This window comes from Dyadobacter chenwenxiniae, from assembly GCF_022869785.1.
Lineage (GTDB): Bacteria > Bacteroidota > Bacteroidia > Cytophagales > Spirosomataceae > Dyadobacter > Dyadobacter chenwenxiniae.
The window spans coordinates 2,856,691-2,881,856 of the sequence record NZ_CP094997.1; the positions used below are offsets into that span (position 1 = coordinate 2,856,691).

The 25,166-nt window shown below is 45.0% G+C and carries 21 protein-coding genes; 9 read left to right on the forward strand and 12 right to left on the reverse strand.

Annotated elements, in window-relative coordinates; genetic code table 11:
- The first annotated feature begins 2 nt into the window (after positions 1–2).
- From MUK70_RS12070 to MUK70_RS12080, 3 genes are read left to right on the forward strand one after another with little or no spacing between them, the layout of a single operon-like run.
- Positions 3–2,009, forward strand: coding sequence for a putative porin (locus MUK70_RS12070; RefSeq protein ID WP_234652348.1), 2,007 nt, complete (start codon positions 3–5; stop codon positions 2,007–2,009).
- A gap of 15 nt (positions 2,010–2,024) precedes the next feature.
- Entirely contained in the window at positions 2,025–2,624 is a 600-nt protein-coding gene (locus tag MUK70_RS12075; protein ID WP_234607449.1) for a MiaE family protein, read from the forward strand.
- 21 nt (positions 2,625–2,645) lie between these two features.
- Entirely contained in the window at positions 2,646–5,552 is a 2,907-nt protein-coding gene (locus MUK70_RS12080) for a PD-(D/E)XK nuclease family protein (RefSeq protein ID WP_234652359.1), read from the forward strand.
- A 318-nt stretch (positions 5,553–5,870) separates the two neighbouring features.
- Here the strand turns inward: MUK70_RS12080 and MUK70_RS12085 are convergent, their stop codons facing one another.
- The 6 genes from MUK70_RS12085 to MUK70_RS12110 all read right to left on the reverse strand — a co-directional run bounded on the left by MUK70_RS12085 (position 5,871) and on the right by MUK70_RS12110 (position 12,172).
- Complete coding sequence (locus MUK70_RS12085; RefSeq protein ID WP_234652361.1) at positions 5,871–6,347, reverse strand: hypothetical protein; 477 nt, start codon at positions 6,345–6,347, stop codon at positions 5,871–5,873.
- A gap of 141 nt (positions 6,348–6,488) precedes the next feature.
- Complete coding sequence (locus MUK70_RS12090; protein WP_234652370.1) at positions 6,489–7,442, reverse strand: threonine ammonia-lyase; 954 nt, start codon at positions 7,440–7,442, stop codon at positions 6,489–6,491.
- A 77-nt stretch (positions 7,443–7,519) separates the two neighbouring features.
- Positions 7,520–7,897, reverse strand: coding sequence for an OmpA/MotB family protein (locus MUK70_RS12095; protein WP_244784816.1), 378 nt, complete (start codon positions 7,895–7,897; stop codon positions 7,520–7,522).
- Entirely contained in the window at positions 7,887–8,381 is a 495-nt protein-coding gene (locus MUK70_RS12100; RefSeq protein ID WP_244784818.1) for a coiled-coil domain-containing protein, read from the reverse strand. The genes MUK70_RS12095 and MUK70_RS12100 overlap by 11 nt, the downstream gene beginning before the upstream one ends.
- A 215-nt stretch (positions 8,382–8,596) precedes the next feature.
- A complete protein-coding gene (locus MUK70_RS12105; RefSeq protein ID WP_234652372.1) occupies positions 8,597–9,349 on the reverse strand; it encodes a GLPGLI family protein in 753 nt (250 codons plus the stop codon).
- Between the two features lie 18 nt (positions 9,350–9,367).
- Positions 9,368–12,172 carry an outer membrane beta-barrel family protein gene (locus MUK70_RS12110; RefSeq protein WP_234652373.1) on the reverse strand — a complete coding sequence of 935 codons (2,805 nt, stop codon included), beginning with the start codon at positions 12,170–12,172 and terminating at the stop codon, positions 9,368–9,370.
- Positions 12,173–12,447: 275 nt separating this feature from the next.
- On the opposite strand from MUK70_RS12110, the gene MUK70_RS12115 reads away from it, so the two are divergent.
- Positions 12,448–12,960 carry a metallophosphoesterase family protein gene (locus MUK70_RS12115; protein ID WP_234652374.1) on the forward strand — a complete coding sequence of 171 codons (513 nt, stop codon included), beginning with the start codon at positions 12,448–12,450 and terminating at the stop codon, positions 12,958–12,960.
- Here the strand turns inward: MUK70_RS12115 and MUK70_RS12120 are convergent.
- Genes MUK70_RS12120 through MUK70_RS12130 form a run of 3 tightly spaced genes read right to left on the reverse strand, consistent with a single transcriptional unit; the run spans position 12,957 to position 14,988 of the window.
- Positions 12,957–14,180 (reverse strand): M20/M25/M40 family metallo-hydrolase, encoded by a 1,224-nt coding sequence (locus MUK70_RS12120; RefSeq protein WP_234652377.1) that lies wholly within the window; start codon positions 14,178–14,180, stop codon positions 12,957–12,959. The two genes, MUK70_RS12115 and MUK70_RS12120, sit on opposite strands and share 4 nt — an antisense overlap.
- Positions 14,181–14,205: 25 nt before the next feature.
- On the reverse strand, positions 14,206–14,517 hold the full coding sequence (locus MUK70_RS12125) for a MerR family transcriptional regulator (protein ID WP_234607458.1): 312 nt from the start codon (positions 14,515–14,517) through the stop codon (positions 14,206–14,208).
- A gap of 42 nt (positions 14,518–14,559) precedes the next feature.
- Positions 14,560–14,988 carry an SRPBCC family protein gene (locus MUK70_RS12130; RefSeq protein WP_234652379.1) on the reverse strand — a complete coding sequence of 143 codons (429 nt, stop codon included), beginning with the start codon at positions 14,986–14,988 and terminating at the stop codon, positions 14,560–14,562.
- Between the two features lie 180 nt (positions 14,989–15,168).
- On the opposite strand from MUK70_RS12130, the gene MUK70_RS12135 reads away from it, so the two are divergent.
- Entirely contained in the window at positions 15,169–16,296 is a 1,128-nt protein-coding gene (locus MUK70_RS12135; RefSeq protein ID WP_234652381.1) for an acyltransferase family protein, read from the forward strand.
- Between the two features lie 5 nt (positions 16,297–16,301).
- On the opposite strand, the gene MUK70_RS12140 is transcribed toward MUK70_RS12135, so the two are convergent.
- The 3 genes from MUK70_RS12140 to MUK70_RS12150 all read right to left on the reverse strand — a co-directional run bounded on the left by MUK70_RS12140 (position 16,302) and on the right by MUK70_RS12150 (position 18,545).
- Entirely contained in the window at positions 16,302–17,462 is a 1,161-nt protein-coding gene (locus MUK70_RS12140; RefSeq protein ID WP_234652383.1) for a carboxylesterase family protein, read from the reverse strand.
- A 69-nt stretch (positions 17,463–17,531) separates the two neighbouring features.
- Entirely contained in the window at positions 17,532–17,744 is a 213-nt protein-coding gene (locus tag MUK70_RS12145; RefSeq protein ID WP_234652385.1) for a hypothetical protein, read from the reverse strand.
- A gap of 333 nt (positions 17,745–18,077) precedes the next feature.
- Positions 18,078–18,545, reverse strand: a complete 468-nt coding sequence (locus MUK70_RS12150) for a response regulator (RefSeq protein ID WP_026630021.1) — start codon at positions 18,543–18,545, stop codon at positions 18,078–18,080.
- 385 nt (positions 18,546–18,930) lie between these two features.
- On the opposite strand from MUK70_RS12150, the gene MUK70_RS12155 reads away from it, so the two are divergent.
- From MUK70_RS12155 to MUK70_RS12170, 4 genes are read left to right on the forward strand one after another with little or no spacing between them, the layout of a single operon-like run.
- Positions 18,931–21,207, forward strand: a complete 2,277-nt coding sequence (locus MUK70_RS12155; protein WP_234652387.1) for an Rv1355c family protein — start codon at positions 18,931–18,933, stop codon at positions 21,205–21,207.
- Entirely contained in the window at positions 21,207–21,899 is a 693-nt protein-coding gene (locus MUK70_RS12160) for a hypothetical protein (RefSeq protein ID WP_234652389.1), read from the forward strand. The genes MUK70_RS12155 and MUK70_RS12160 overlap by 1 nt, the downstream gene beginning before the upstream one ends.
- A 5-nt stretch (positions 21,900–21,904) precedes the next feature.
- Entirely contained in the window at positions 21,905–24,076 is a 2,172-nt protein-coding gene (locus tag MUK70_RS12165) for a sensor histidine kinase (RefSeq protein ID WP_234652391.1), read from the forward strand.
- Entirely contained in the window at positions 24,069–25,160 is a 1,092-nt protein-coding gene (locus tag MUK70_RS12170; protein WP_234652393.1) for a hybrid sensor histidine kinase/response regulator, read from the forward strand. Before MUK70_RS12165 ends, MUK70_RS12170 begins: the two co-directional genes overlap by 8 nt.
- The last annotated feature ends 6 nt before the right edge of the window (positions 25,161–25,166 follow it).

Below are 25,166 nucleotides of genomic sequence, written 5' to 3' on the forward strand. Positions count from 1 at the left end.
CTATGAGAATTGCTTTTTATATAATACTGTGTTTTTTAGGCAGCCTTATTTTATTCACACCGACCATTCACGCGCAGGTAAGGATGCCCGGCGGCATGCAAATGCCGGGTAATACAGGCAGCGGCGGCGCGCGCGGCCAGCAAGGCAGCACGGGCGGATCACAAACGGGAGGCGTGATCCTGGACGACAGCACAAAGAACATTTACGGCCCTGCAACAACCCATCATTACTTTGAGAATGACATTCTGAACAACCGGGATTCGACACGTTACCGGGTGGATACGAACTTGACAAACTTTCACCGCTGGACGCCGGTGGACCGTTCGTGGGGAAAGCTTACGGACCTGGGAAACACGGTTACTGCAACGAGAAACCTGCTTTTTCAACCCCGTGAAGACATTGGGACTCAACTTGGTTTCAGATCGTACGATGCCTATGCGATTAAACCGGAGGAAGTGCAGTATATGGATACAAAATCGCAGCATACCGAGCTTAATTTCATTTCCGGTGCGCGTAAAACTTCCCTGGGAAGCTTTTCCTATACACAGAATGTACATGCCCGTTTCAATTTCGGTTTAGGGTTCAGAAGGCTTACTTCCAACAAACAATACGGGTTCGTCAACAACTTAAACTCCGGCGCTTTTCTGGGTCAAAACTGGACGTTTTTAATGCACACCAGTTTTTTTTCCAAAAACAAAAAATATCTGATCCTCGCTCATTACAGGCACATGAACCAGAAAGTGCGTGAGCAAGGCGGTGTGATCCCGAATGTGGACGAAGACGGCATTGTCGACAAATATTCTTACGACGGCGCGGCGCGGATCAGTGATGATGCCAACTCGTGGGAAAGAAGGCAGGGATTGCACGTTTACCAGCAATACCGGCTTGCCAATGGTTTTCAGGTGTTCCAGCAAGCGGATTATTCTACGGTCATCGATCGTTATACCGACCTTGCGATTAGCCGGGGATTAGAAAAAGGGGTTTATCCGGCTGCAAAATTCGATTTTGAAAAAACACGACAGGACATTTATTACAAGCTCTTCGATAACAAGGTCGGGGTCAAAGGTTTTTATTCGGGCTTTAATTACCGGGCTTACATCCGGCAGCGCTTTTACGGCATGCGTGCCGCCACGCAGCTAGGCAATGAGATCGGTGAAACCTATACAACTTACCGGACAGGTTTGAAATTCGACAACATTATAGGTGCCTGGTTGGGTTATTATCTGAAAGATTCGGTTAATTATCTCACCGCCGAGGCAGACCTTAACCTAGCTGCCAATGTGGAATATCGCTTAAAAGGCGAACTGAGCACGCGCTGGGGAAAAGCAGGTTTCCAGAGCATCCAGACGGCCCCCGATTTGCTCGTGCAGCGCTATTTCAGCAATCATTTCGACTGGCGGAACAACTTCGACCCGACCAAAGTGCAAACCATTTATGCATCCTTGCCTCTAAAAACAGATAGAATATCATTCGTGCCGGAAATCCAGATCCATCAGGTGAATGATTACATTTACTATGACACGCTCGCGCTGCCCAAACAGCTGAACTCGGGCTTCCGATTGCTCAGGATTGGGTTTAATTCCGGGATTAATCTGAAAAGATGGAATTTCACAACCATGGGTTTCCTGACATTGAATGATAACAAAGACGTTATCCGCATTCCAGCGCTTTTTGCCAGCGGCGAGGTTACTTATGATTTTGTGTATGCCAAAGTCCTTTTTATCCAGCTAGGTTTGGCGGCAAGATATCGGTCGGGTTATCTTGCAGATAGTTACATGCCTGTTACGCAGCAGTTTCACATTCAGAACGACTATCGGCTTGGCGACAATATTATTGTTGATGGATTTGCTAATGTGCGGATCAAGCGCGTACGGCTATTTTTTAAAATGCAGTACTTGAACCAGGGTGGAAATTTCGGCCTTTTTCCAAAGGGCTATTATATTGCTCCCAATTACCTGGGCCTTCCCAGATCCTTTTCTTTCGGCATCAACTGGCCGTTGTTTGACTAACCATTCAGCATCATTATGGCTTTATCGCTTACCACTCTTGGACTTGAACTGCCCACCGATCCGCGCTGGACTGACATCGTGGCCATGCAGTTGGACGAAATCCTGATTGACCATGCATATTGCGAGCAAAAAGCAGCATCCACATGCATTTCCATGATTGTGCATTATCCTGAAAAAACGGAATTGGTAGAAACGCTCGCGCCTATCGTGGCAGAGGAATGGGGCCATTTTCAACGCGTTTTGAAAGAATTGAAAAGGCGGAATATCCCGTTGGGCAGGCAGCGGAAAGATGAATACGTGGGCCAGCTCATGAAACTGGTGCGTAATAAAGGTGACTACGAAGGGGCCCTGCTGGACCGCCTGCTCATCAGCGGACTCATCGAGGCGCGCAGCTGCGAGCGCTTTAAATTATTATCGGAATCCCTTGAAGATGAATCGCTTCAAAAGTTTTACAGGGAATTAATGATCTCGGAAGCAGGACATTACCGCACTTTCATAGAATTGGCTGAAAAATACTTACCTGTTGAGGAGGTGAGGGCGCGGTGGAAAGAGCTGCTCCATCAGGAAGCCGAAATCATGCGGTCGCTAACCCCTCGCGGCGACCGGATACATTAACTTTTTCACGAAAACATTAGCATGCAATCCTTTCTTAATCTTGTTGCAAAACACATTCTCAGCAACCATGCCGCATTGGAAAGGGTAAGCATTATAGTGCCTACACGTAGGGCAGCTTTTTTTCTGATGCAGGAGTTGGCGAAGGAAACAACGGAGCCTCTCATGAGCCCGAACGTGATGGCTGTTGACGATTTCGTAGAAAGCATGTCTACATTGGAAATTGAAGATCCGGTGCATTTGTTGTTTGATCTTTACGAAACATTCAAAGAGATAGATCCCGACGTGCAGTTTGACCGCTTTATGGGCTGGGCTTCGGTGCTGCTCAATGACCTCGACCGCATTGACCAATATCTCGTAAAAACTTCCTATCTGTTTGAATATCTGACGGAAGCACACGCTATCACGCGCTGGCAGGAAAGCCTGCCTGCTGGCAAGACGCTGCAAACGGAAGGCGGGGCAAAGCAATATTTTTCGCTTTTTGAGAATATCAATAAGGTTTACATTTCATTTCGTAACCGTTTACTGGCCAAGGGCAAAGCTTACCGCGGCATGGCTTACCGGGAAGTTGCGGAAGATGTGGAGGGTTTTTTAATTGGAAAAAGTGATTTTGAAAAACTCTATTTCGCAGGCTTCAATGCCTTTACCGAGTCTGAAAAGGTTATTGTGAGCGCATTGATCAAGGCAAAAAAAGCGGAAGTGCTCTGGGATACCGACCGTTATTATATGTCGGAAAATGTGGGTGTGGAAGCGGGAAAAAGTCTCAGGGACTACCAAAAAAGCAAAGCATTCGGTGCATGGAGCTGGACCACGGACCATTTGATGTCTTCGGAAAAGCATATCACCATTTACGGAGTGCCCAACGCAACGTTGCAAACGAAAGTGGCTGGTCAGCTTTATAAGCATATGAGGGAACTGGACGCGCAGGGAGACGCCATTCCTACGGCCATTGTGCTTGCAGATGAAAATTTGCTATCGCCTATGTTGTATTCCCTGGACGAAAGCGTCAGCGACCTGAATGTGACCATGGGGCTTTCCATGCGCAATTCGCTGCTTTATACATTGATAGACAGCATCTTCGAGCTGCAACAAAATGTGGTCGAATTTAAAAACAAAAAAGGTCAGCTGATCCGTATTCCTAAATTCGGACATAAATCCATTAATAAGGTTCTTAATCACCCCTTTATCCGACATTATGAGCACGTTGCGCTGCGCCCGCTGAATGACGGGCAGACGATCATTCAGCAAACGCTTTGGGCTATAACGAGCGGGAATCAGGTATTTTTAAGCCCCGAAGACCTGATGGCTTTGAGCGATAATCATCCGTTGTTCAAAATCCTGTTCACGCATTGGCAAAAAAACAATTCGCGACAGGTTATTCAGACTTTTTACCAGTTGATAGAACTGCTCAGGGAGGTTTACAAGGACTACAAAAACGCGCTGGAAACGGAATATCTCTATCTTTTTTACACATTACTAAAACAATTTGAGCAGACGATTGAGGAAAAAGCGGAGATGATCACCATGCGGACATTGCGTTCGTTTATGTTTGAATTAATCCGTCAAACCAAGATCCCGTTCAGTGGCGAGCCTGTAAGCAATCTCCAAATTATGGGAATGCTCGAAACCCGGGCGCTTGATTTTGAGCGAATTATTATTCTTTCGGTGAATGAAGGAATGATCCCGCAGGCCAAAAGACAAAATTCCCTTATTCCCTACGACGCTGCCCAGGCGGTTGGACTTCCCACACACCAGCATCAGGAAGCCGTCATGTCATATCATTTTTACAGGCTACTGCAACGCGCGAAAGAGGTGCATATGCTTTACACGAGCACAAACGATGCACCCGGTGGCGGCGAAAAAAGTCGGTTTATCAGACAAGTGGAATATGAATTGGCACAATATAACCCACTCATCAAAATCCGGAACAGAACAGTTATCCTGGAAAACCGCAAACAGGAGGAGCTGGAAGAAGTGGTGCACAAAGATGAGGCAATGCTAACCGTTATCAGAGCATATCTGGCTGGTAAGGGCATTTTCCCGACACATTTAAATGAGTTCATCCGTTGCTCAATGCAGTTTTATTTGAAACACATTGTGGGCGTGAAAGAAAAAGAGGAAGTCGAGGAAGAGCTGGGGATGGACAAGATCGGAACCTGGCTGCACGCCGTGCTGGAAAGGTTGGATAATGCGTTTTTCCTTCAAAAAACAGACCCCTCCGAGGATCAGATCAAGGCCGTTTTGCGGGAAGAATTTGATGATAAATTTAAAGGTTATGTGACGGATATGGGCCTGAACCGCATATATTACCAGGTAGGCGAAAACCAGATCCTTGTTTTTCTGAAACACCAGATGTCGCAGCAGCCCAGAAGAAAAATTCTTGCAGCCGAGCAGCCTTTAAGCACCAAAATCCAGCTTATCCTGCAAGGCGCCTACACGCCTGTGCGCATAGGCGGAAAAATTGACCGTATCGAACAAAGCGAAGACGGAACGTTATACGTGATGGATTACAAAACCGGAAGTGTAGAACTGACCGGCAAGCAAAAACTGGCGGACCCTGTAAGGCGAGAAGAAGTGATTCGCACCGATCCGGACCGTAAAATGGGTTACGTGAGGCAGCTTTGGATGTACGAATATCTGATGTATCGCAAGATGCTGGACGAGCAGGGTTTGAAAATAGCAGGCAAAAATTACGCTTTTGGCGACTATGCCGTCAAATCCGGGTTTTACTCTTTCCGTGATCCCAAAAATCTCATTTCAAACCCGCTGGACCTGACCGAAGAGCTGGCTCCCGGTCAATTTATCGAGAAGTCGGAAGTGATTCTTACCGACATTTTGAATGTGCTGCTGGACCCCGATGTGCCCTTCCGAAAAACGCCGGATCTGAGCACTTGCCAGTATTGCGATTTCGTTGGAATTTGCGGCAGATAGCAAGTTTTTATTAACAAAAAATAACATTTGCGGCTTGCAACCAAAGGCGGGAAAAGACGATCTTAGTTAAAATAAAAAATGATTAAATATGGTCGTTCTTGCTAAATTTACCCTCTTTATGTTGTGGCTAGTGGCCTTTGCATTGACCTGCCTCGTGATGGGTACGGTATTTCCTTTGATCGTAATATATGAAAAGCTGAGGACGGTGATAGACGGGACTTCGGTTTGATAAAATCAAAGAGACGTGGCGTTTGAAAACGAAAAAAGCGATTGGGTGCACAGTGCACCCAATCGCTTTTTTCGTTTACGCAGATTTTATTATTTCTTCTTGAATTCAAGATATCCTTCGTATGAGGTTTTTCCATTGGCTGGATCAGCCAGCTTTATATTTGTATTCAACTGAGCCACCCCGGACGCGCCAGCTACTTTTGTCGCAACGCCGGTTACCAAATGTCTTAATGGCTTTCCGTTGTCTTGCTTCACATCCACAGTTTCATTGATCGTGAATGAATCTTTGGTCGTTTTAACGTCTATCAGGTTATATTCCTGAATCACGTCCACCTCCGTTCCGGCGATCTCCACGTGGATGTTTCTTGTGTAAACGATCGCCAGTTGATTTTTTCCGGTCGCCGTGATAACCCAGTCATTTTGAACCGAAGTTGGTCCGTCCACAACCAGCGTTCCATAGCTTCCCACGTATTCCGGTGCGTAGTCCACTTCCGGTTCCACAGCGTCATCTTTATCTTTGCAAGAACCCATTAAAACAACCAGGCAGCAAAAAATCAGCTTTTTCATACTTTCACATTAAGAGTAAATAACATCTAATTAAATAAACCGGAGTGCGGCAATTTCTACTAATAACGGCAATGAATTGTTAACCGCATATCCAACCGCAACTAAATTGTATTTTATTACAAAAATCGCGCCCAGGTGCTTCTAAAATGGTAATTTCCCAAGATCTACATTTCCACCTGTAAGGATAATGCCTACTTTCTGACCTTTAAAACGATCCTTGTTTTTAATAAAAGCGGCAAGGGAAACCGCACCCGACGGTTCCACCACGAGCTTCATCCGCTCCCACAAATAACGCATCGCCTGAATGATCTCTTCATCCGAAACGGTCAAAATGTCCGTAACATGTTGTTTAATGATCGGGAATGTCTTGTCTCCCAGGTAAGTCAGCAAACCGTCCGCAATGGTTTTTACATAAGGTGCTTTCTCAATCTTATCACTTCTGAATGAGAGCACCGCATCGGCCGCACCTTCCGGCTCGCCTGCGTAAACTTTCGTCCCGGGAGAGAAGTAATGGGAAGATAAGGCGGTTCCGCTCAGCAGTCCGCCGCCACCAACCGGTGCAAAAATGATATCCAATGGCTCCTTACAGTCTTCAATCAGCTCTTTGGCTGCCGTCGCTTGCCCCGCAATGACTGCATAATTGTTGAATGGGTGGATAAATGTCGCGCCGGTCTCTTTGATGATCTGCTGAACCGTATGCTCCCTTTCCTCTGGTGTGTTTTTACAAAAAGTAATCTGTCCGCCATATCCTTCCACTGCTTTAATTTTGACTAAAGGCGAATTATCCGGCATGACGATGTAAGCCTTCGCTCCTACCTTGGCCGCAGCAAACGCAATGGCCTGCGCGTGATTTCCGCTGGAATGCGTGGTAACGCCATTTTTCAATTGCTCTTTTGAAAGGGAAAGAATGGCATTAAGCCCGCCCCTGGCTTTGAATGCGCCGATCTTTTGCAGGTTTTCACATTTGAAAAATATTTCTGCTTCACAAAGATCATTCAAAAAACCGGAAGTCAGAACCGGCGTACGGTGAATGTACGACTTAACAAGCTTATGTGCAGCCTCAATGATTTCCCGGTTGGGTACAGTGTCAGACATTGGAATTTGTGTTTCAATTTTTTCAAAAAAAGAGCCCGTCGTACCGGACGGGCTCTGGAAATAATGCAATTCAACTATTACTTGCCAGCGTTGGGCGTATAAAGGTTAAAGAATTGATCCAATTTCGGCGTAATAATAATTTCAGTACGACGGTTCAAGCTGCGGTTAGGCGCTGAATCATTTGCCACTTTGGGTAAATATTCGCCACGGCCACCAGCAATCATGCGAACTGGCTCAACACCATATTTCTTTTGAAGTGTACGGGCAACTGACGTAGCACGCAATACGCTAAGATCCCAGTTGTCAGACACTTTGTCTGTAGCGATGGGCACATTATCCGTGTGGCCCTCGATCAGGATTTCGATTTCTTTGTAGTCATTCAGGATTTTAGCCACTTTGCTCAACACCGTCTCAGCCTGTGTATTGATTACTGAGCTTCCGGATTTAAACAACATTTTGTCGGAAAAGTGAAACGTAAACAACGCCTTTCTTCACTTCAATCTGAACGTCTTCATCGCTCACATCAGCCAATGAACGTTTCAGGTTCAATACTAAAGCCATGTTCAGAGAATCTTTTTTCTGGATGCTTGAATTCAAATCGCGGATCTGCATGCCCTGTGCATCCATCATAGCAAGCGATTTTTTAATGCTTTCAGAGCCTTCTTTGCTGATAACCGAAAGATCGGACATGCGGTCAAGCAGGTTGTTGTTGTTCTTTTTCAAGAATTCAACTTGTTCTTCCAGCTCTTTCAATTTTGCATTTTTGCTGGTTAGCTCGTCGTTTTTCGCTTTCAAATCATTATTAAGTCCGGCAGTTCTGCTATCGCAATCGTTCAGGTCAGCGCGTGCCTTGTCGAGTTGGATCTGGATTTCATTGGCTTGTTTTTGTGCAGAAAGCATCTTCTTCTTACTCGCACACGAGCCAAGAATAAAGAGCATGGCAACGGCCAAAAGCGTTTTGTTTCATAATAAAGGGTGGTTAATTAAAGCTATTGAGTTATGTATAAAAAATTGGTACGTGAGCGAATTCTAAAAATATCGAGCCAATGCGTCGCAGGACATAGTAGCTTTCAAGTCGCAAAGGTACAAAAAAAGGGAAGATTGTTCCTGACAATCTTCCCTTTTTAAGGTTTTCAGATAATTCTAATTAAAAACTAATAAGGTATGGACCAGAACGGGTTACGGTGGGCTTTGATGCTGTCGCGGATGTGGGTGCTCATCAATTCGTTGTATTTCTGCGTATTGATTTTCTTCCCTTTCATCTTTTTGGGCATGGCCAGCTCTTCGGCTGTAACCGGCCTGAATTTCACTTCTTTGGCCGTTGTAACAATGTCCCCGTCATTCACGTCCAGTTCAAGGATCATCCCGGGCAAACCGCCGTATAACTGCGGACCTCCCGAAACCGGAATGTTGTCGGCAAACCAGGCGGTTATTTTTTGGCCTTTCACAGTGTCCTCCGTAACTGCCATCATACACATGTAGCCTGCCACCTCCTTAATCTTGTTCATCACCTTCCAGTTGGGCGTTTGCAAGGAGTCCTCAATAATGTAGGTTTTCCCAAGCATGGCTATCAGATCCGTCATTTTGCCATTTTCATAGTCGCGATAACTTTTAAACTCTTCCTTAGTCCAGGAATAACCGCCCTCCGATAATGTCTCCACTTTGGGATAGCCGTAATAACTTTGCTTATCATTGAAAATCAGCGTCATTTCCTGCTTTGATTCGTCATCATTGCCCCAGGTGAGCTTCATCCTGTCCTTCTCTTCCTGACTCAAATAGCTTAGACGCGAATACACCCGCGTCCAGTGGAAAACCCTCTCGTAAGTAATTTCGCCCTCCGATTTTTGCGCATCAGCATAAAAGACGGCGGTAACAAGCAACAACATTGTTATAATTACGGCTCTCATAGGTTCTGTTTCAATGTTTTAAAAATTGTTATTGCGGCGTACCGAAGCGGTTACACCGCGCATGTTATACGTAAAGCTCAGCATAAAATATCTGGATAATGTCGCCACTTTCCTTTCGGTATAAAAGTTCTGGTTGACATTCTGCGTGATCCCGAGATTCTTCTTGAACACGTCATTGGCAGTAAGCCTGATTTCCCCTTTTTTACTTTTCAAAATGATCTTATAAACCGAGAGATTCAGGATCGGCAATTTCTGATCAAAGCCGAATTGGTCATTTTTATAAATCCTGTAATTAAAACGAGCATTGAAGTAAATGTCCCTGGGCCCTTTCGCATTCACATCCGCACCATAAGTGGCGTTGAAGATCTTCTGGTTCTGGGTGGTGTTAACAGAATATTCCGAATTACTGAAACCCCAGTTCGCATTTCCATAAAACGTAAATGCATCGCTGGGCGTCAAATCCAGGCGCGTTCCAAAATTATAGCTGTTTGTATTTGTCTCATTTTCAACATCATTGATATAAGTAATGTTGTTGTTATAATTTATGCTGGCATTGAGGTTCATGGTTGCCTTCGTTTTCTTCAGCGGAAAGCCAAAACCTCCGTAACTGCCGTAGCTGTATCCACCTGAAATATTGATAGGCTTGGTCGTCGTAATCAGGTTTTCTACATTCACAGTCCGATTATAGACGATCTGATTTACATTATAATTATAAGAAAGACCGATATAAAGGTTGATAAAATTAGCTGGATTGAACATGTTATAGCCTGCGTACACACCGTGTGTTGCAGATGGGATCAGGTCCGGATTTCCCTCTGTGATGAAAAGCGGGTTACTGTTATCCACGATAGGCTGCAAGTCGGTAATCGAAGGTTCGCGGACATTTAAACCATATTCTGCGTACAGATAGCGGTTGTTTTTCAGGTCATAATTCAGCGAAACATTGGGTACAAAGGTGAAGTAGCTTTTGCTTACCCGCATAAAATCGGCAGCTGCCTTATCCGAAGCGAATTTCCCCCTTAACTCAAATTGCACCCCAGCCAGCCCGGCAGCCAGATTCAGTCCTTTGTTGGAATAGCGAATGCTGGTTCCTACCCTGTTGTAAGTAAAATCATTGGAATAGTAGCGGGTCAGTGATTGGTTCACTTCGCGCTCGGTGCCGGAAACATCAAACACGTCACGGTCTACTTTATCCTTACGCATGCTATAATTGTAAAACGTCTCCCAGAAAAATTTCTTGGCAAACGGCTCAATGTATGACAAGCTTCCTTTCAGGTTACCACGGGTGCTTTCCGTTTCGTTCAGCTGGTTGATAATGCTGTTCCTCGTCGGATCCTGGAAGAAGACATTGTTTGAACTCAGGTCCTTGCTCTCATCCGCATTATTGATGTTATACCCAACACTTGCTGCAAAATTGCGTCCCTTTTTCTTGAACTTATGCCGATAAATAAGCAGGTTGGCCATGGCGAACGAATTGTATTCGCTGAAATTCTTTACGGTCGACTGGTTAGTAACTACGCCTTCGTTGCGGAATGACTGCTGGTAACTGTCAAAGTTGTCATCGCCCGCATTGATCCGCGAATTACTGATCAGGATAATGGTGTTCAGCGAGTCAATGTTTTTTTCAAACCGGAGGCTCGGGCGGTGATTGCCTGTAAACCCGATTGTTTTTGAATTAGCAATGGAGCTGTAAGAATCGTTCGTCAGGAAGTTTTCTGTACGTGACTCCACGTCCATGATTGCCTTGGTCTGGTTATAAAAGTAGCTGGTGCTCAGCTTCGTTTTCTTGTTATCATAATTGTAGTTGGCACCTCCTGCGAAGTTTTTGGTAAAACCTTCCGATGCGCCTCCACCCCAGTTCGGCTGAATGGTAATGTCGTCGCCTCCGTAATAGCGCCCGCTGCTGAAACCGAAGTCACCGTCATCACCCCAGTTGAACGACTGGCTTCCTTTAAAATCCTGGTAATCATTCCTTGCGATTCCTGATTGGTTTGTATTATTTCCAAAACCCAGCAATGCAAATTGCTGCTTATCATCGAAGCGGTTATAACTCACTTTTCCTTCCAAGCGTTTGTCCGTTCCTACGCCTGCAATGGCCTTGCCGAAACCGCCTTTCTTATGGCTGTCTTTCAATTCGAGGTTCACCGTTTTCTCACGTTTCCCATCATCCACGCCCGTCACTTTGGATTGCTCTGTTTTCCCGTTGAAAACCTGCACTTTATTGATGGCCTCTGCCGGAAGGTTCTTGGTCGCCATCTTCGGATCATCGCCGAAGAAGCGCTTACCGTCGACCGTTACACGTTTGACCTCTTCTCCCTGTGCTTTGATGTTCCCGTCGGCGTCCACTTGCATACCCGGCAGCTTTCGAAGCAGGTCTTCTACCGTTGATCCCGGCGGAACTTTAAATGCCCTTGCGTCAAACTCCACCGTATCGCCGCGAATGCTCAATGGCGCCCTGGCCGTTTTGATCACCACCTCGTAAAGCTCCTTTTGCAGCACTTTCATTTTCATCTTGCCCAAATCCGTCACATCCCCGTCTTTCGGGTTGACCGTTTCCTGATATGGGACGAAGCCTACATAGGAAACTTTGAAAATGTACTGTGCACGTTTCAGGTTTTTCAATTCAAATGCCCCTTCTTTGTTAGTTCTTCCAAAGTTCACCAGCGATGAGTCTTTTGGAAGCAGCAACATTACAGTTGCTTCAGGTAATGAGGCGCCTGAGGTGTCGGTAACCACGCCTTTAAGCGTGAAGCGCCCTCCGGTTTGTGCGTGCACAGCCGTGAAATGAAGACATAAATAGAACAGAAGTAGGATTTTTTTCAAGGCTGGTTTGATGGTTATGTGAGTAGTAGGTTGTAACTGATAAACTACATTACGCAATTATATACAAACTGACGCAACTTTACAACTAATAAATTAGTTTAAAACTCATTTTATAAGATGTTAATAATAAATTAACTTAAATTAAGATTTCGTGTCTCAATATATAAAATCGTTATATATAAGTTACTTAAACTCAAAGAAAAAATTTATTAATTTATTTTGCGGTTACAAAATGCGGCTACAGGTCACTATGACACCAAATATTTTTTGAACAAATGAAAACAATTGGCCTAATATCAGACACGCACGGTTATCTGGATGAGCGGGTGTTCGACCATTTTGCGAACTGCGATGAAATATGGCATGCAGGGGATATCGGATCGATAAAAATCATTGAACAGCTGGAAGCTTTCAAACCCTGCCGGATTGTTTTCGGCAACATTGATAACAATGAAATCAGGGCCAGAACAGTGGAAAATATGCATTTTGACGTAGAAGGCTTTCGGGTGTGGATAACACATATAGGCGGCGCGCCGCCACGTTACAACCCGATCGTAATGCCGGTACTCAAAACCCAGACGCCGGACATTTTCGTGTGCGGGCATTCACACATCCTGCGCGTGATCCGGGACAAATCGCTCAACAACATGCTTTACATTAACCCTGGCGCGGCAGGCCGGGAAGGTTTTCATAAATTCCGCACATTGCTGCGGTTCAATATACACGAAGGGCTGATCAGCCAGATGGAGGCGATTGAACTGGGAAAACGCGGGGCAATTATGAATTAAAAAGTGACTGATACTTTTTTTGTTTCGGAGCCCCGCAAAAATTCTGCTTCCACTTTTTCGCCTTTTTCATGCTTGCCGAGCACTTCCATATAATCGTAGATGGATGTGATTTCTTTCCCGGCAAGCCTGGTAATGATGTCACCAGCCTGGATGCCGGCTTTCTCGGCGGGACGGGCTTTGGATACGCCATCAATTTTCAAGCCTTTTCCCGAGTAACTGTAATCGGGCATAACCCCTAATGTGACTTTGAAATCTGTTGTTTTGTTGCCAGTATGCGGATTTGCGGCTGTTACAAATTGCGGATCAGTGGTTTCTTTTTCCAGGTTTTCGAGCAGGCCTGCAATTATTGTCAGGATTTTGGCTTCTCCCTCAAAATTAATGCGCTCAATGTCGTCGCTCACTTTATGGTAATCGCTATGGCCGCCTGTAAAAAACTGGACAACGGGAATGTCTTTCAAATAAAATGAAGTGTGATCGGACGCCCCTACACCCGAAGAATCCACCGTGTATTTCAGATTTTGGGCCTTAGCCAGTCCAGGAATCAGTTTGCCCCAGACCCGACTTGTTCCCCAGCCCGAAACGATGATTCCTTTTTCATCGCTTAACCTGCCTATCATGTCCATGTTGACCATGCACGAAACGGATGCTAGCGGAATTGTAGGATTTTCGGTAAAGTGTTTCGAACCCAGCAAACCGAGCTCCTCCCCTGAAAATGCGAGGAAGAGATAATTGTGTTTTTCAGTGATATTGTTTTTCGCGAAGTGTCTGGCCAGTTCCAAAAGCCCGGTTGTCCCGGAAGCATTGTCATCCGCACCATTGTGGATTTTGTTGCGGCTATCCGGTGAAAGCGAGCTTCCCTGGAAGCCTTTTCCCAAATGGTCATAATGCGCACCGATCACGATCGTTTTTTTCGCACCATTATCCAGAAAGCCGGCAACATTTCTTCCGGTAACCTGGTGCAGATTGCCTTCAATGGAATATTTTACTTGAAATGGTTGAAAAAATCCTGCGTCGCTTCCGGCCGGTTTCAAACCCAGTTCACCAAAAATATCGGCAATGTAATTGGCCGACCTGATCTCTCCCAGGCTCCCGGTTCCCCGTCCTTCCATTTCATCGGAAGCCAGAAATTCAATGTGTTTACGAATGTTCGTCGCTTGGAATTTCTGCGCATAAGACGACACAGAAGCACAGGCAAGCATGAACAAGAGGAAATATTTCATGGAAAAGCAGGGTTAAGGAAATAAATTACAGTGTTTCCTGCAACTCTACCAGGAACTTGCGGACACGCATCAAACGCTGGATCAAGAGCTGAGACTCTTCTTTCCTGCGCATCTGTTCGCGAGCGCCCTTAATTGTACGACCCTGTTTATCACGCTGGTGCATGATCTTCCGGATGATCTCAATGTCACGTTCGGTATATCGCCTTCTGTTCCGGGCATCCCGCTTGGGATTCAGCTGAGGGAATTTTTTCTCCCAGAAACGAAGCGCAGAAGGTTCGCAACCGACCATTTCGGCTACTTCGTTGGTGTCGTAATATAGTTTGGTGTTTGCTTGCATGACTTTCGGCGGTGATCTGTACAAATATACTCATGACCACAATTAAAGTCTGTTTTCTGCCAGATTTTTGATTTTTTCAAGAGCCGTCTGCGCAAACTCAAGAGACGAGTTATAATAAGTCTGACCGTCTTCCAAAACGCCAAAGTCGCCGATTTCTATTTCCAGCAAAACGCCCTCCCCTGCATCTGAAAGCCTGTAAGTGTAGGCAATGTCGCATGCGGCTGGTGGAAGTTCCCATTTATCAACATATAACGAGAGTTTCAAAAGTTCATTCGGTTCGCTTTCCGTAACGGTAAGCCTGGTTATGCCTGTCCATTCAATGACGCGGCCTGGTTCCAGATAATAATCGTCGAATCCGGACGGAAGGTCGTCCCACTGCCGGATATATTTCGGGGCCACCAATACTTCCCAGACTTTGCTCAGCGGGGCTTCAATTTGTATCTGATCTTTTACTGTCAATATTTGATCCATTGTTCTGAGATTTACTTTTTGCCATATACGTTTACAGTTGGCAACTAAAATTGTGCCGCTATCCGATGAAACCTACATTTGACCGGAAATTCACAGGTGGACCCTGACAAATTACAACATGAAGCAAACTTTAACTTACTTTACGCCCGGATCCCAAACCGCCAATTTTTATTTAACAGAATGAATCAGGAGATAAAGACGGTAAGCAATCCTTTTGAGTCCAAAATCAATAGTATACAGGTTCTGAGAGCTGCTGCGGCACTTACTGTCACCATTTACCACCTCAAAGACGTTATCGGAAAGGACGAGCCCTTTAAGCAGGAACTCGATTATTTTTTCAATTCAGGGCCATCAGGTGTTGCCTTGTTTTTTGTGATCAGTGGATTTATTATGGTTTACATTACCAAACATGCCACATTTTCACTTCTCTCGGTCTACAAGTTTATGGCGCGGAGATTTATCAGGATCTGGCCTGCTTATGCGGTAATTACCCTCGTATATTTTTTGTTCCAGAGCAGGATCGGGTTGCAACCCGGCGCCTTTAAAAGCTTGATACTAAGCCTTCTGTTTATTCCCGTCACCCACACTGATCCGCCTTTTTACGGTTATGCATTTCTGCCGGTTGGCTGGACGCTGAATTATGAGATCTACTTTTACGGCCTGGTGGCAATATCAATGTTTTTTAACCGGTTCCGATGGTACGTTTTCTTCGTGATCATTTTCATTACGCTCGTCATCCTTCCTGGCACATTGGGCTACATCACATTGGAAACGCAGCGCACAGCGGACCATGGAAATGGCTATCTGAACATGATCATGAATCCAATTATATGGAACTTCGTATACGGCGTCATCATCGGCCTGATTTACACAAACGAGAAACTCTTCCCCATTTTTGCAACCCTTTTTTCAAGAGTGTGGCTTGTGTTTATGTTCATCTCCCTTGCATTATGGCAATACTGGTCGGGATTTTTTGGCGGATTGGGGCCCTCGCAGTGGGGATTGGGTTCAGGCTTAATGTTCACCGCATTTATTTTTTACAATGCGCGACGCCCTATACGTTTCCCCGATTGGTTGGTAAAAGTCGGCGATATGTCGTTTTCAGTTTACCTGGTACACGTACCCGTTGTGGTAATTTTGGGTAACTTTTTCAAAAGACTGGGTTACCCGGTTTATAGCACGGGCACCTCCATGTTCTTCTTGTCACTTTTTATGACAATGGTCGTTTCTTACCTGTCCTACCAATTTCTTGAACTGAGATTATCCGGTTACCTGAAACCGTTGCTGCCTTTCATGAGAAGGCGATAGGCACATTAAGGAATTTTGACATCTTGCAATGTCTTGAAGTTTTCAATGGTGGTTTGGCGCAGATCACCAGACCAGAACCGCTTCATAAACTGCGCATAGCGGTTTGCCACATGTTCTTCTGTGTAGGAAAGGATGTGCCCCTTCTCCGGCTGGTAGTTTAGTTCATAAGGCATTTTTAATGTTTTCAGCCGGTCCGAAGTGGGTTTGGCGCCCTGCATCCAGAAATAATTTCCGCATGAAAACAAATTCCCCTGGGTGTACGGCAGCACCGTGTCACCTGTCCTCTGGAAAAATACGGTCGGCTTAGCATTGGACTTTTTAACGAACCCGGTCCTGAAGATGGAATAGCCGAGGTATGTCAGCAAAGCGCGTACGCGAAACTCTGTGCCCGTTTTTACCGGGTCCAGCGGTCCCAGTGTTTTGACAATTCCTGGTTGCAATGCCTCGAAATCCGCTTCATCCATGTAAACCAGCGCCGAAACAATAATCGAACCCGCGCTACTTCCGGCGAGCATCATTTGACCCGGGTCAATGCCAAATTCGTGAGACTTATCTGCAAAGTAATGTAATGCTGTGTAAGTGTCCTGAACGCCCCTGTAAATGGCCTGGATCACTTCCAGGTTATTCCCGCCGCAAGTGTTGCCTTCCGATCCGCCGTTGAAACCGAGCCTGTAATTGATGGCAGCGGCGGCGTATCCCTTTCTTGCCATCCATTTGGCCTTACCCATTTCATTGGCCAGATCGCCAAAAAGAAACGCCCCTTCATGCACCATCAGAACGAATGGCCGAAATTCCAATGTATCAGCCTGTTTAGCAAGAAAAGAGTAATTGAGGGTAACCGAACGGCCAATGTAGTCGCGCGCCTGCTTATAAGTGCCCGTACGAATGCCCAGCTGCGCTTCACTGTAAATGTTGGTAGCGCCAAAACCCTTGGACAAAGCGAGAAACTGATTGCTATTCCTGGGCTTTAATGTATCAATGATGATCGTGTCGGGATCTGAATTTCCCGTTGTGTCAATGCCGGTTGTATCAGTGGGCTCGCCTCCATTACCGGGTTCTTCGATGGGCTTTTTGGGAGGTGGAGGAGGAATCGTGCCCTCCCCGCACGATGCGAACAGTCCGGCTATACTAAAAAAAAGAATTTGAAAACAGACTGCTCGCCACATTATCCGGAATTAATTATACTGGGTTCACCGGAAGGTGAGAGTCCCGGCTGGGACTCCCGGACCCGGGTGTTAATTGTTAATATTCTTCAAAAGCTGGCCCGCATTGTTATCAGTCGCCAACTCGCTCTGATGGTAAAAATACCCTTCTGTTTTATTATTCTCGGCAATCTCATCCTGTTTTTTTTCCAAACCAAAGTTTCTTTCCATTTGACGGAAAAATTTGTTGAAGAAAACATATAAGACTACGCCTGAAATTGCTCCTACTGCCAATATCTTTTTCATGATTGAATCGGTTTGATGAATTATTGTACACATTATCCAAGTATGCAAGCAAAAAGGATACCAATGCAATTGTAGGCCTGGCTTTTATTGCAGTTTTCGGCGTTGGTACAATTTTTACATATCAGTCTCAAACACTCACTAAATACATCAAGACATGGACGCAATCATATTTTTGAAGGCAATCGGCAATTTACTTTTTGCCTTAATTCTTTTCCTGGCTATCTTCATCACAGCAGGCTTCTCCATCATAATGAACCTGTTAAAAGAATTTAGCATAGCCCAACTGAACAAAAGGTCATTTATTTTCAAAAGGAAATGAATGTTTAAAACTTGCTAGGAAAGCAGGTTTTGCCTGAGCAGGAATTCCAGCTGCCCATTTACTTCAATCAGCTTTTCGATAAGCTCCTTATTTTTCTCGCGCAAATAAAATATCTCATGGGCATTTTTAATGATGATCCGCAATTGCGCTTCATCCCAGGGCTTGTTGAGATAATAGTAAATGTGCCCCTTATTCACCGCATCAATCACGGCTGAAACGTCTGTATAACCCGTGAGCAGGATACGCACAGGTTCCGCGTAGTCTTTTAAAACTTCGATCAAAAAGTCAACGCCTGTCATTTCGGGCATGCGCTGATCGGTGATGATCACATGAACTACATTATGTTTCAGCAATTCAAGGCCTTCCCGCCCCGAGGTGGCGATCAGTATATTAAAATCCCTTCTAAAGGCTGCCTTAAATGAGTTGAGGTTGTTAATTTCATCATCCACATAAAGGACACTTATTTTTTCTTTGGTTTCCATTATCGCAAAAATCTTCCTCGGAGGTTTAGTGACTGTTTAGTTTGATTGAGGTTCTAAACTAATTGATAATATTATAATATTAATTCTATAATAACATGAAAGCGGCAAGCGCTATTTACAAATTAACTTTTTGTGTTTCGGTTAAATGACTCCGTGTCAACGAATTTTGATGCTTTTCAATCAAATATTTTGTACGCGATGGAACCAGTGGTAGCTTTACAAAAATAATTTAAGCAATTTGTGTAACTATTGATACACATAAGATCGCCGGGTAGTTCGTGAATCTGTTCATTCATCAGCGATTTTATACGAAGATCAATACATTTTATCAAATTTTAAATTTAAAGTGAGTTCTTCTGGGAACCGTCCTCCTAATAGCTTAAAAATGTATCCAGATTCGACTAACAGCACGATATATAAGCCGGTTTTTATCTTTAAAGAGCAAAACGCTGACAAGCAAAAGTTTAATTCAGTTATTTCGGATTACCAGAACAAAATCGTGTTGGACCTGTTTCCTGCGCAGATGAAGGAACTGATCAAGATCCGGAGTCCGAGAATACGTTTGACGAGTGCTGAAATTGACGAAAAATACAACGAATGGGTCGCTGACAAAGATCCCGATCTGCTGGGTTCCTGGATCTATTATCCCTGGTCCAACCGCTTGCTTCACATTCTGAACGAGTTGGATTTTGTTACTTTAAGGACTAGCAGAAACCACTATAAAATTACTCCTCAGGAACAAGCCGCATTGTCTAAATGCAAGATTGGTATAATCGGACTATCAGTAGGACATGCCGTAGCAGTAAGTGTCGCCACGGAGCGCATTTGCGGAACATTGAAACTCGCTGATTTTGACACAATTGAACTCAGCAACCTGAACAGGATAAAAACCGGGTTGCATAATCTGGGAATCAATAAATGCGTTGTTACCGCAAGGGAAATCGCTGAAATTGATCCTTATCTGGAAATCGAATGCTATCCTGAGGGAATCACCGACCAGAACATTACCGCTTTTCTGACAGAGCACGGAAAACTCGACATTCTGGTTGACGAATGTGATGACCTGGAAGTAAAGATCAGCGCTCGCCAGATGGCTAAGAGCCTTCAAATTCCTGTGGTGATGGAAACGAGCGACCGTGGAATGCTGGATGTGGAAAGGTTCGACCGTGAAACGGACAGGCCTATTTTGCACGGAATGCTGGCCGGAATTCCCGCTGAAAAATTAAAAAATATTGCCCCGGCCGACCGTTTTCCGCTGGTAATGCGCATTATCGATGCCATGAACACGTCTGCGCGTGGCCGTGCTTCGCTACTGGAAATCGGGCAGACGATCAGCACCTGGCCTCAGCTTGCGAGCGCCGTGACATTGGGCGGTGGTGTGGTTACCGATGTCTGCCGACGTATTTTGCTAGACCAATTCACAGATTCGGGCCGATATTACGTGGATCTCGAAAGTCTGATAGGAAATAAACCAGCAGTTACTTCCGAAACCGTTTATAGTAATCCGAACACGCCATTTGAGCTGAAACGGGCCGTAACGATCATTGATGCGCTGGAAACTGTTCCTGCGCATGTTATTCCTAGCGACGATGAAATTTCGCTGGTCGTTGGTGCAGGCACGCATGCACATTCTAGTGGAAATGATCAGCCGTGGAAATGGGTTTTCCGGAAGGGAAATTTGCATTTGTTCCATGACACATTCCGTTCGCATTCGTTTGCAAACATCAATAACCTGGCGGCGCATCTGGCGCTGGGCGCAGCTTATGAAAATGCAATAATCAAAGCCAACCAGCTGGGCTACCAAACCAATAAAAAGTTGTTTCCTGCAACAGGCTCGCCCGAGCTGGTTGCCAGCATCCAGTTCTCGAAAAAAAATCTGACTGGAAATGATCTTATCGGGCTGGCAGAATTCATTGCATCTACATCTACAAATTACAGCCCAAGTGCCTCTTATATCCTTGCCGAACAGGAAATCAATGCATTGCGGAAGGCTGCGGAAAGCATATCCGGGTCAAATGTTCACTTTATCACAGAAAAAGGCCATCTTGCCGATCTGGGCAGGATTGTGGCAGCCTGCGATCTGATGATCATGCTGAATGAAGAAGGTCACCGGGACTTTTTTGAACGCGATACGAGGTGGCCAGGGGAAGAAAACGCAGATGCGGGCGATGGAATCCCGATTCAGACATTGATTTCAGCGCCAGCGCAAATGGCTGCGTTATCGATCGCCAGGAATAAAAAGATTGCGGGTACATTAAGAGACATCGGAGGAGGTAACGCCTTAACGGAGGCTGTACGTGCGAGTGTTGGCAATGCCCCCTGCGTGGCCGTTATTACATTGCCGGAGTCGGCGGATCAGCATTTCCTGGCCGGAATTGCTGCACAAAGGCTGTGGCTAACCGCCGAAAAACTAGGCCTGGCCGGTCAGCCGCTGCTATCACCACTTTCTCTTTTTGCCAGGCTCGACTCGGGCGTCGGATTAAGCGAAGAGGAGAAAGACAAATTGCAAGGTTTACGGAATGATTTTCAAAATATCATATATTTAAAAAATAACACAAGAGCGGTTTTTCTTTTAAAAATCATCAAACCTGAAATGCCCGCCATTCAATCCCGACGTCTTCCATTGAATGAAACCTTGTTTATCGTAAACGACGCAATTTGATGGTAGCAAAAATTAGAGCTTACAAGTCAACTGAGGATATCGAAACCTGTTACCGGTACATTGACGAACATCGAAAAGTACTGGAAGCTTATGGGGTAAAACAGGTAACTTCTGCGAGCCATGACTGGCTCAACGACGAAAATACTTACGTGATCATTGTGGAATCGGAGGACGGCGAAAAGATATTTGGTGGCGGGAGAATCCAGGTGCGTAGCGAAAAAATGAAGATGCCAATGGAAGGTGCCATCGCAAAAAAGGATGAGCGCGTTTACGGGTACGTAGACAATTTCAAGGGCAGAAAGCTCGCAGAATTTTGCGGTCTTTTCAATTCCAAGGAAGTTGCCGGTTATGGTATCGGCAGTATCTTTCTGGGAAGAATTGGCGTAGCGATTACGTCACAGATCGGCGTTGAACATTTGTTTGCGCTGTGCTCCCCTCCTACCTTGCGTCAGTGCCTTAGAATCGGATTTGAGGTCATTCGGGACTTAGGAAATAACGGAACCTTTTATTACCCCAAAGAGGGTCTTATTGCTACGGCCATTATTGTCAAGGACCTTCAAAATTTACCGCATGCGCACGAGGATGAACGCGGGCGCATTATGCATTTGCGGGAACAGCCGGTTCAATATGCGGTAGAAAAAGGTCCAAAGGGAGAAATTGCTTTACATTACGATCTCGATATGAAGATTTAAGTTTTATGAATCTGTTGAAGCAAATATTTGCAATTCTATTTCTACTTGCCACACAGCTGGTTTACGCAATCCCTGTGAATTTCTACCAAGGTTCGCAAATCATAGGCAAGCGCGTTGAAATTTTCGAAGACGCCACAAATACGCGCACCTTCGAAGAAGTTTTAAAGGAAAAAAATTTCGTACAAAGCACGGACGACACCCCGAATATGGGACTCAGCCAGTCTACATTCTGGATCCGTTTTTCAATCGCCAACAAGTCGGTCAGCTCGCTGCTTTATCTGGAACTTGCCCATCCGTTGATCCACACCTGTGAGCTTTTCGAGATCAGCGAAGGCAAGGTCACAACAGAAAAATACCTGGAAAATGCCGATTTTGGTGCCCGGAATATCAAACATCAAAACCTGGTTTTCGACCTGAACATCAGGCCTGGACAGCAAAAAATGTATTATTTGAAGGTTAAGGGTTTCAATCAGGTAATCCTTCCGCTCATTGTCCGTGACCAGGATAATTTCTTTGAGGCCGCACAGATCGGCGAAACCATCAATGGGATCTTCTCAGGGATCATTATTGTGATGGTGCTTTACAATATCTTCATTTATTTTTCTACCCGCGATAAAAGTTATCTCTTTTATGTGCTTTATGTTCTTTCCGTCGGGCTGGCACAAACTGCGCTGACAGGCTATGGATTTAAGTATATCTGGCCTTACGCGCCCAATTTCAACTCCGTCGCCACGATTTACTTCTCCGGTTTGGCGGGCATATTTGCGATGCTTTTTGTCAAAAACTTTCTCCAGTTGAAAGAGAAATGGCCACCGGGCGTCATTATTCTTAATGTGATCATTGCGCTTTATTCATCGACGGTGGTGCTCAATCTGCTTGGTTTTGAACTTTTAAGCTTTCGGGCAGTTGATGTTTCAGGAGGAATTGGTGCCATTGGTCTTTTTATAATCGGTGTCAAACTGTCAAAAGAAAATTACCGGCCGGCTAAGCTGTTTTTAACTGCCTGGACGATTTTTCTCTTCGGCCTTTTCCTGCTGGTTCTTCGAAATATTAATATTCTGCCGTATAATTTCTTAACAACCTATACTATGCAGTTTGGGTCAATTGCAGAAGTAGTATTACTTTCTATTGCACTAGCCGATAAGATTAATATCTTTAAAAGAGAAAGAGAAGAATCACAGGCCGAGGCGCTGAAAGTGTCATTGGAAAATGAAAAAATCATTATGGAGCAGAACACATTTCTCGAAAGAAGCGTCAACGAGCGAACCGCTGAGTTGCAATATGCTAATACAGAACTGAATGTTGCGCTCACGAAATTGAAAGACACGCAAACGCAGCTCCTGGATTCCGAGAAAATGGCTTCACTCGGTCAGCTCACTGCCGGCATTGCACACGAGATCAATAACCCGATCAACTTCGTAAGTTCCAACATCAGGCCACTGCGCCGTGATATTGACGACGTGCTGGAAATTCTCGACTCCTACGACAGTATACACGAAGTTGATTCGATCGACGGGCTGCAAATGAAGATCAGGGAGATTGACAAACTGAAAGATGAACTGGACCTCGATTACATAAAAACCGAGCTGGGAACACTGCTGAAAGGCATGGAAGACGGTGCCAGCAGGACTGTTGAGATTGTAAAAGGTTTAAAAATATTCTCCCGTGTGGACGAATCCGATCTGAATGTCGTCAATATAAACGATGGCATTGAGTCGACCCTGATCATTTTGAATTACCAAATGGGCAACTCGATTAAGCTGGTGAAGGAATTAGGGAATATCCCCAGCATTGAATGTTTCGCAGGCAAGCTTAATCAGGTGTTTATGAACATTCTCAACAATTCCATTTACGCTCTGTTAAAACAAAAGAATGATAATAAAACACCAACGATCTGGGTAAGGTCGTGGCTGAAAGATCCTGAAAATATTGCCATTTCTATTCGGGACAATGGCCCGGGAATGCCGCCGGAGGTTCGTGCTAAGATCTTTGAGCCTTTCTTCACGACCAAGCAGGTTGGTGACGGAACAGGTCTGGGGCTGTCGATTGTGTTTAAAATTATCGAGGTTCACAGCGGGAATATTCAGGTAAACACGGAGGTCGGTCAGGGAACAGAATTTTTGATCACCCTCCCCGTAAAACAAAAAGCACGCCCTATCCAGAATTTCAATGAGTGAAAAACCAATAAGCATCTTGTACATCGACGATGAAGAACACAACCTTCATTCGTTCAAAGCATCTTTCCGGAAACAGTACGACATTACGATTGCCTCGTCGGTTGTAGAAGCAGAGGAAATTCTTGAAAATCGTGACTTCTGCATCATCCTCGCCGATCAGCGCATGCCGATCATGACGGGTGTGCAGTTTTTTGAAAAAATCAGAACTAAATATCCAAAGCCGATACGCATCCTAATTACAGGCCACACGGATATCGGTGCAGCTATCGATGCCATTAACAAAGGCGAGGTTTTCCGGTTTATCGACAAACCCTGGGACTACAATTACGTCGAAAATGCAATTTCGCATGCCTACGATATTTATAAAACGCGTGAGGACCTTAAAGAGCGTAACCTAGAATTACAGAAGGCAAACGAAGAACTCGACAAGTTCGTTTACAGTGCTTCGCATGATCTTCGGGCACCCTTGATGTCCGTGCTTGGAATTGTCAACCTGGCTTTGCTTGAAGACGATGTCAAATCTCAAAACGAATATCTTGAACTGATCCGGCAATCGGTGAAAAAGCTGGATACATTCATCATCAATATCATCGATTATTATAAAAACGCGCGTGGCATCCCGGTGGTTACGGACATCAGCTTCAAGGAGCTGGTAACAGAAGCACAGGAAACAATCCAGTATCTGCCTGAATACGGCAACCTGAAAATGACAACGGACATTGACCAGGAGGGCGTTTTCCAGTCGGATGTGATGAAGCTCAGGATTATATTTAACAACCTCATTAATAATGCGATAAAATTTCAGGATAAGTCGAAGCCCCATCAATTTGTCCATTTAACGATCAAGTCTACACCCAAGCAGGCCAAAATAATCGTTGAAGACAATGGTCATGGGATCAAAGAGTCAGATCAGGACAAAATTTTCAGAATGTTTTACCGGGCGGGGGCAACAAACAGCGGTTCGGGCATAGGATTATATATCGTGCACGAAGCGATAGCCAAACTCGGAGGCGCAATCACTGTATCTTCAAAAGTAGGCGAAGGAAGTATTTTCGAGGTTAATATCCCTTCTATTCATAAATAAACAGAC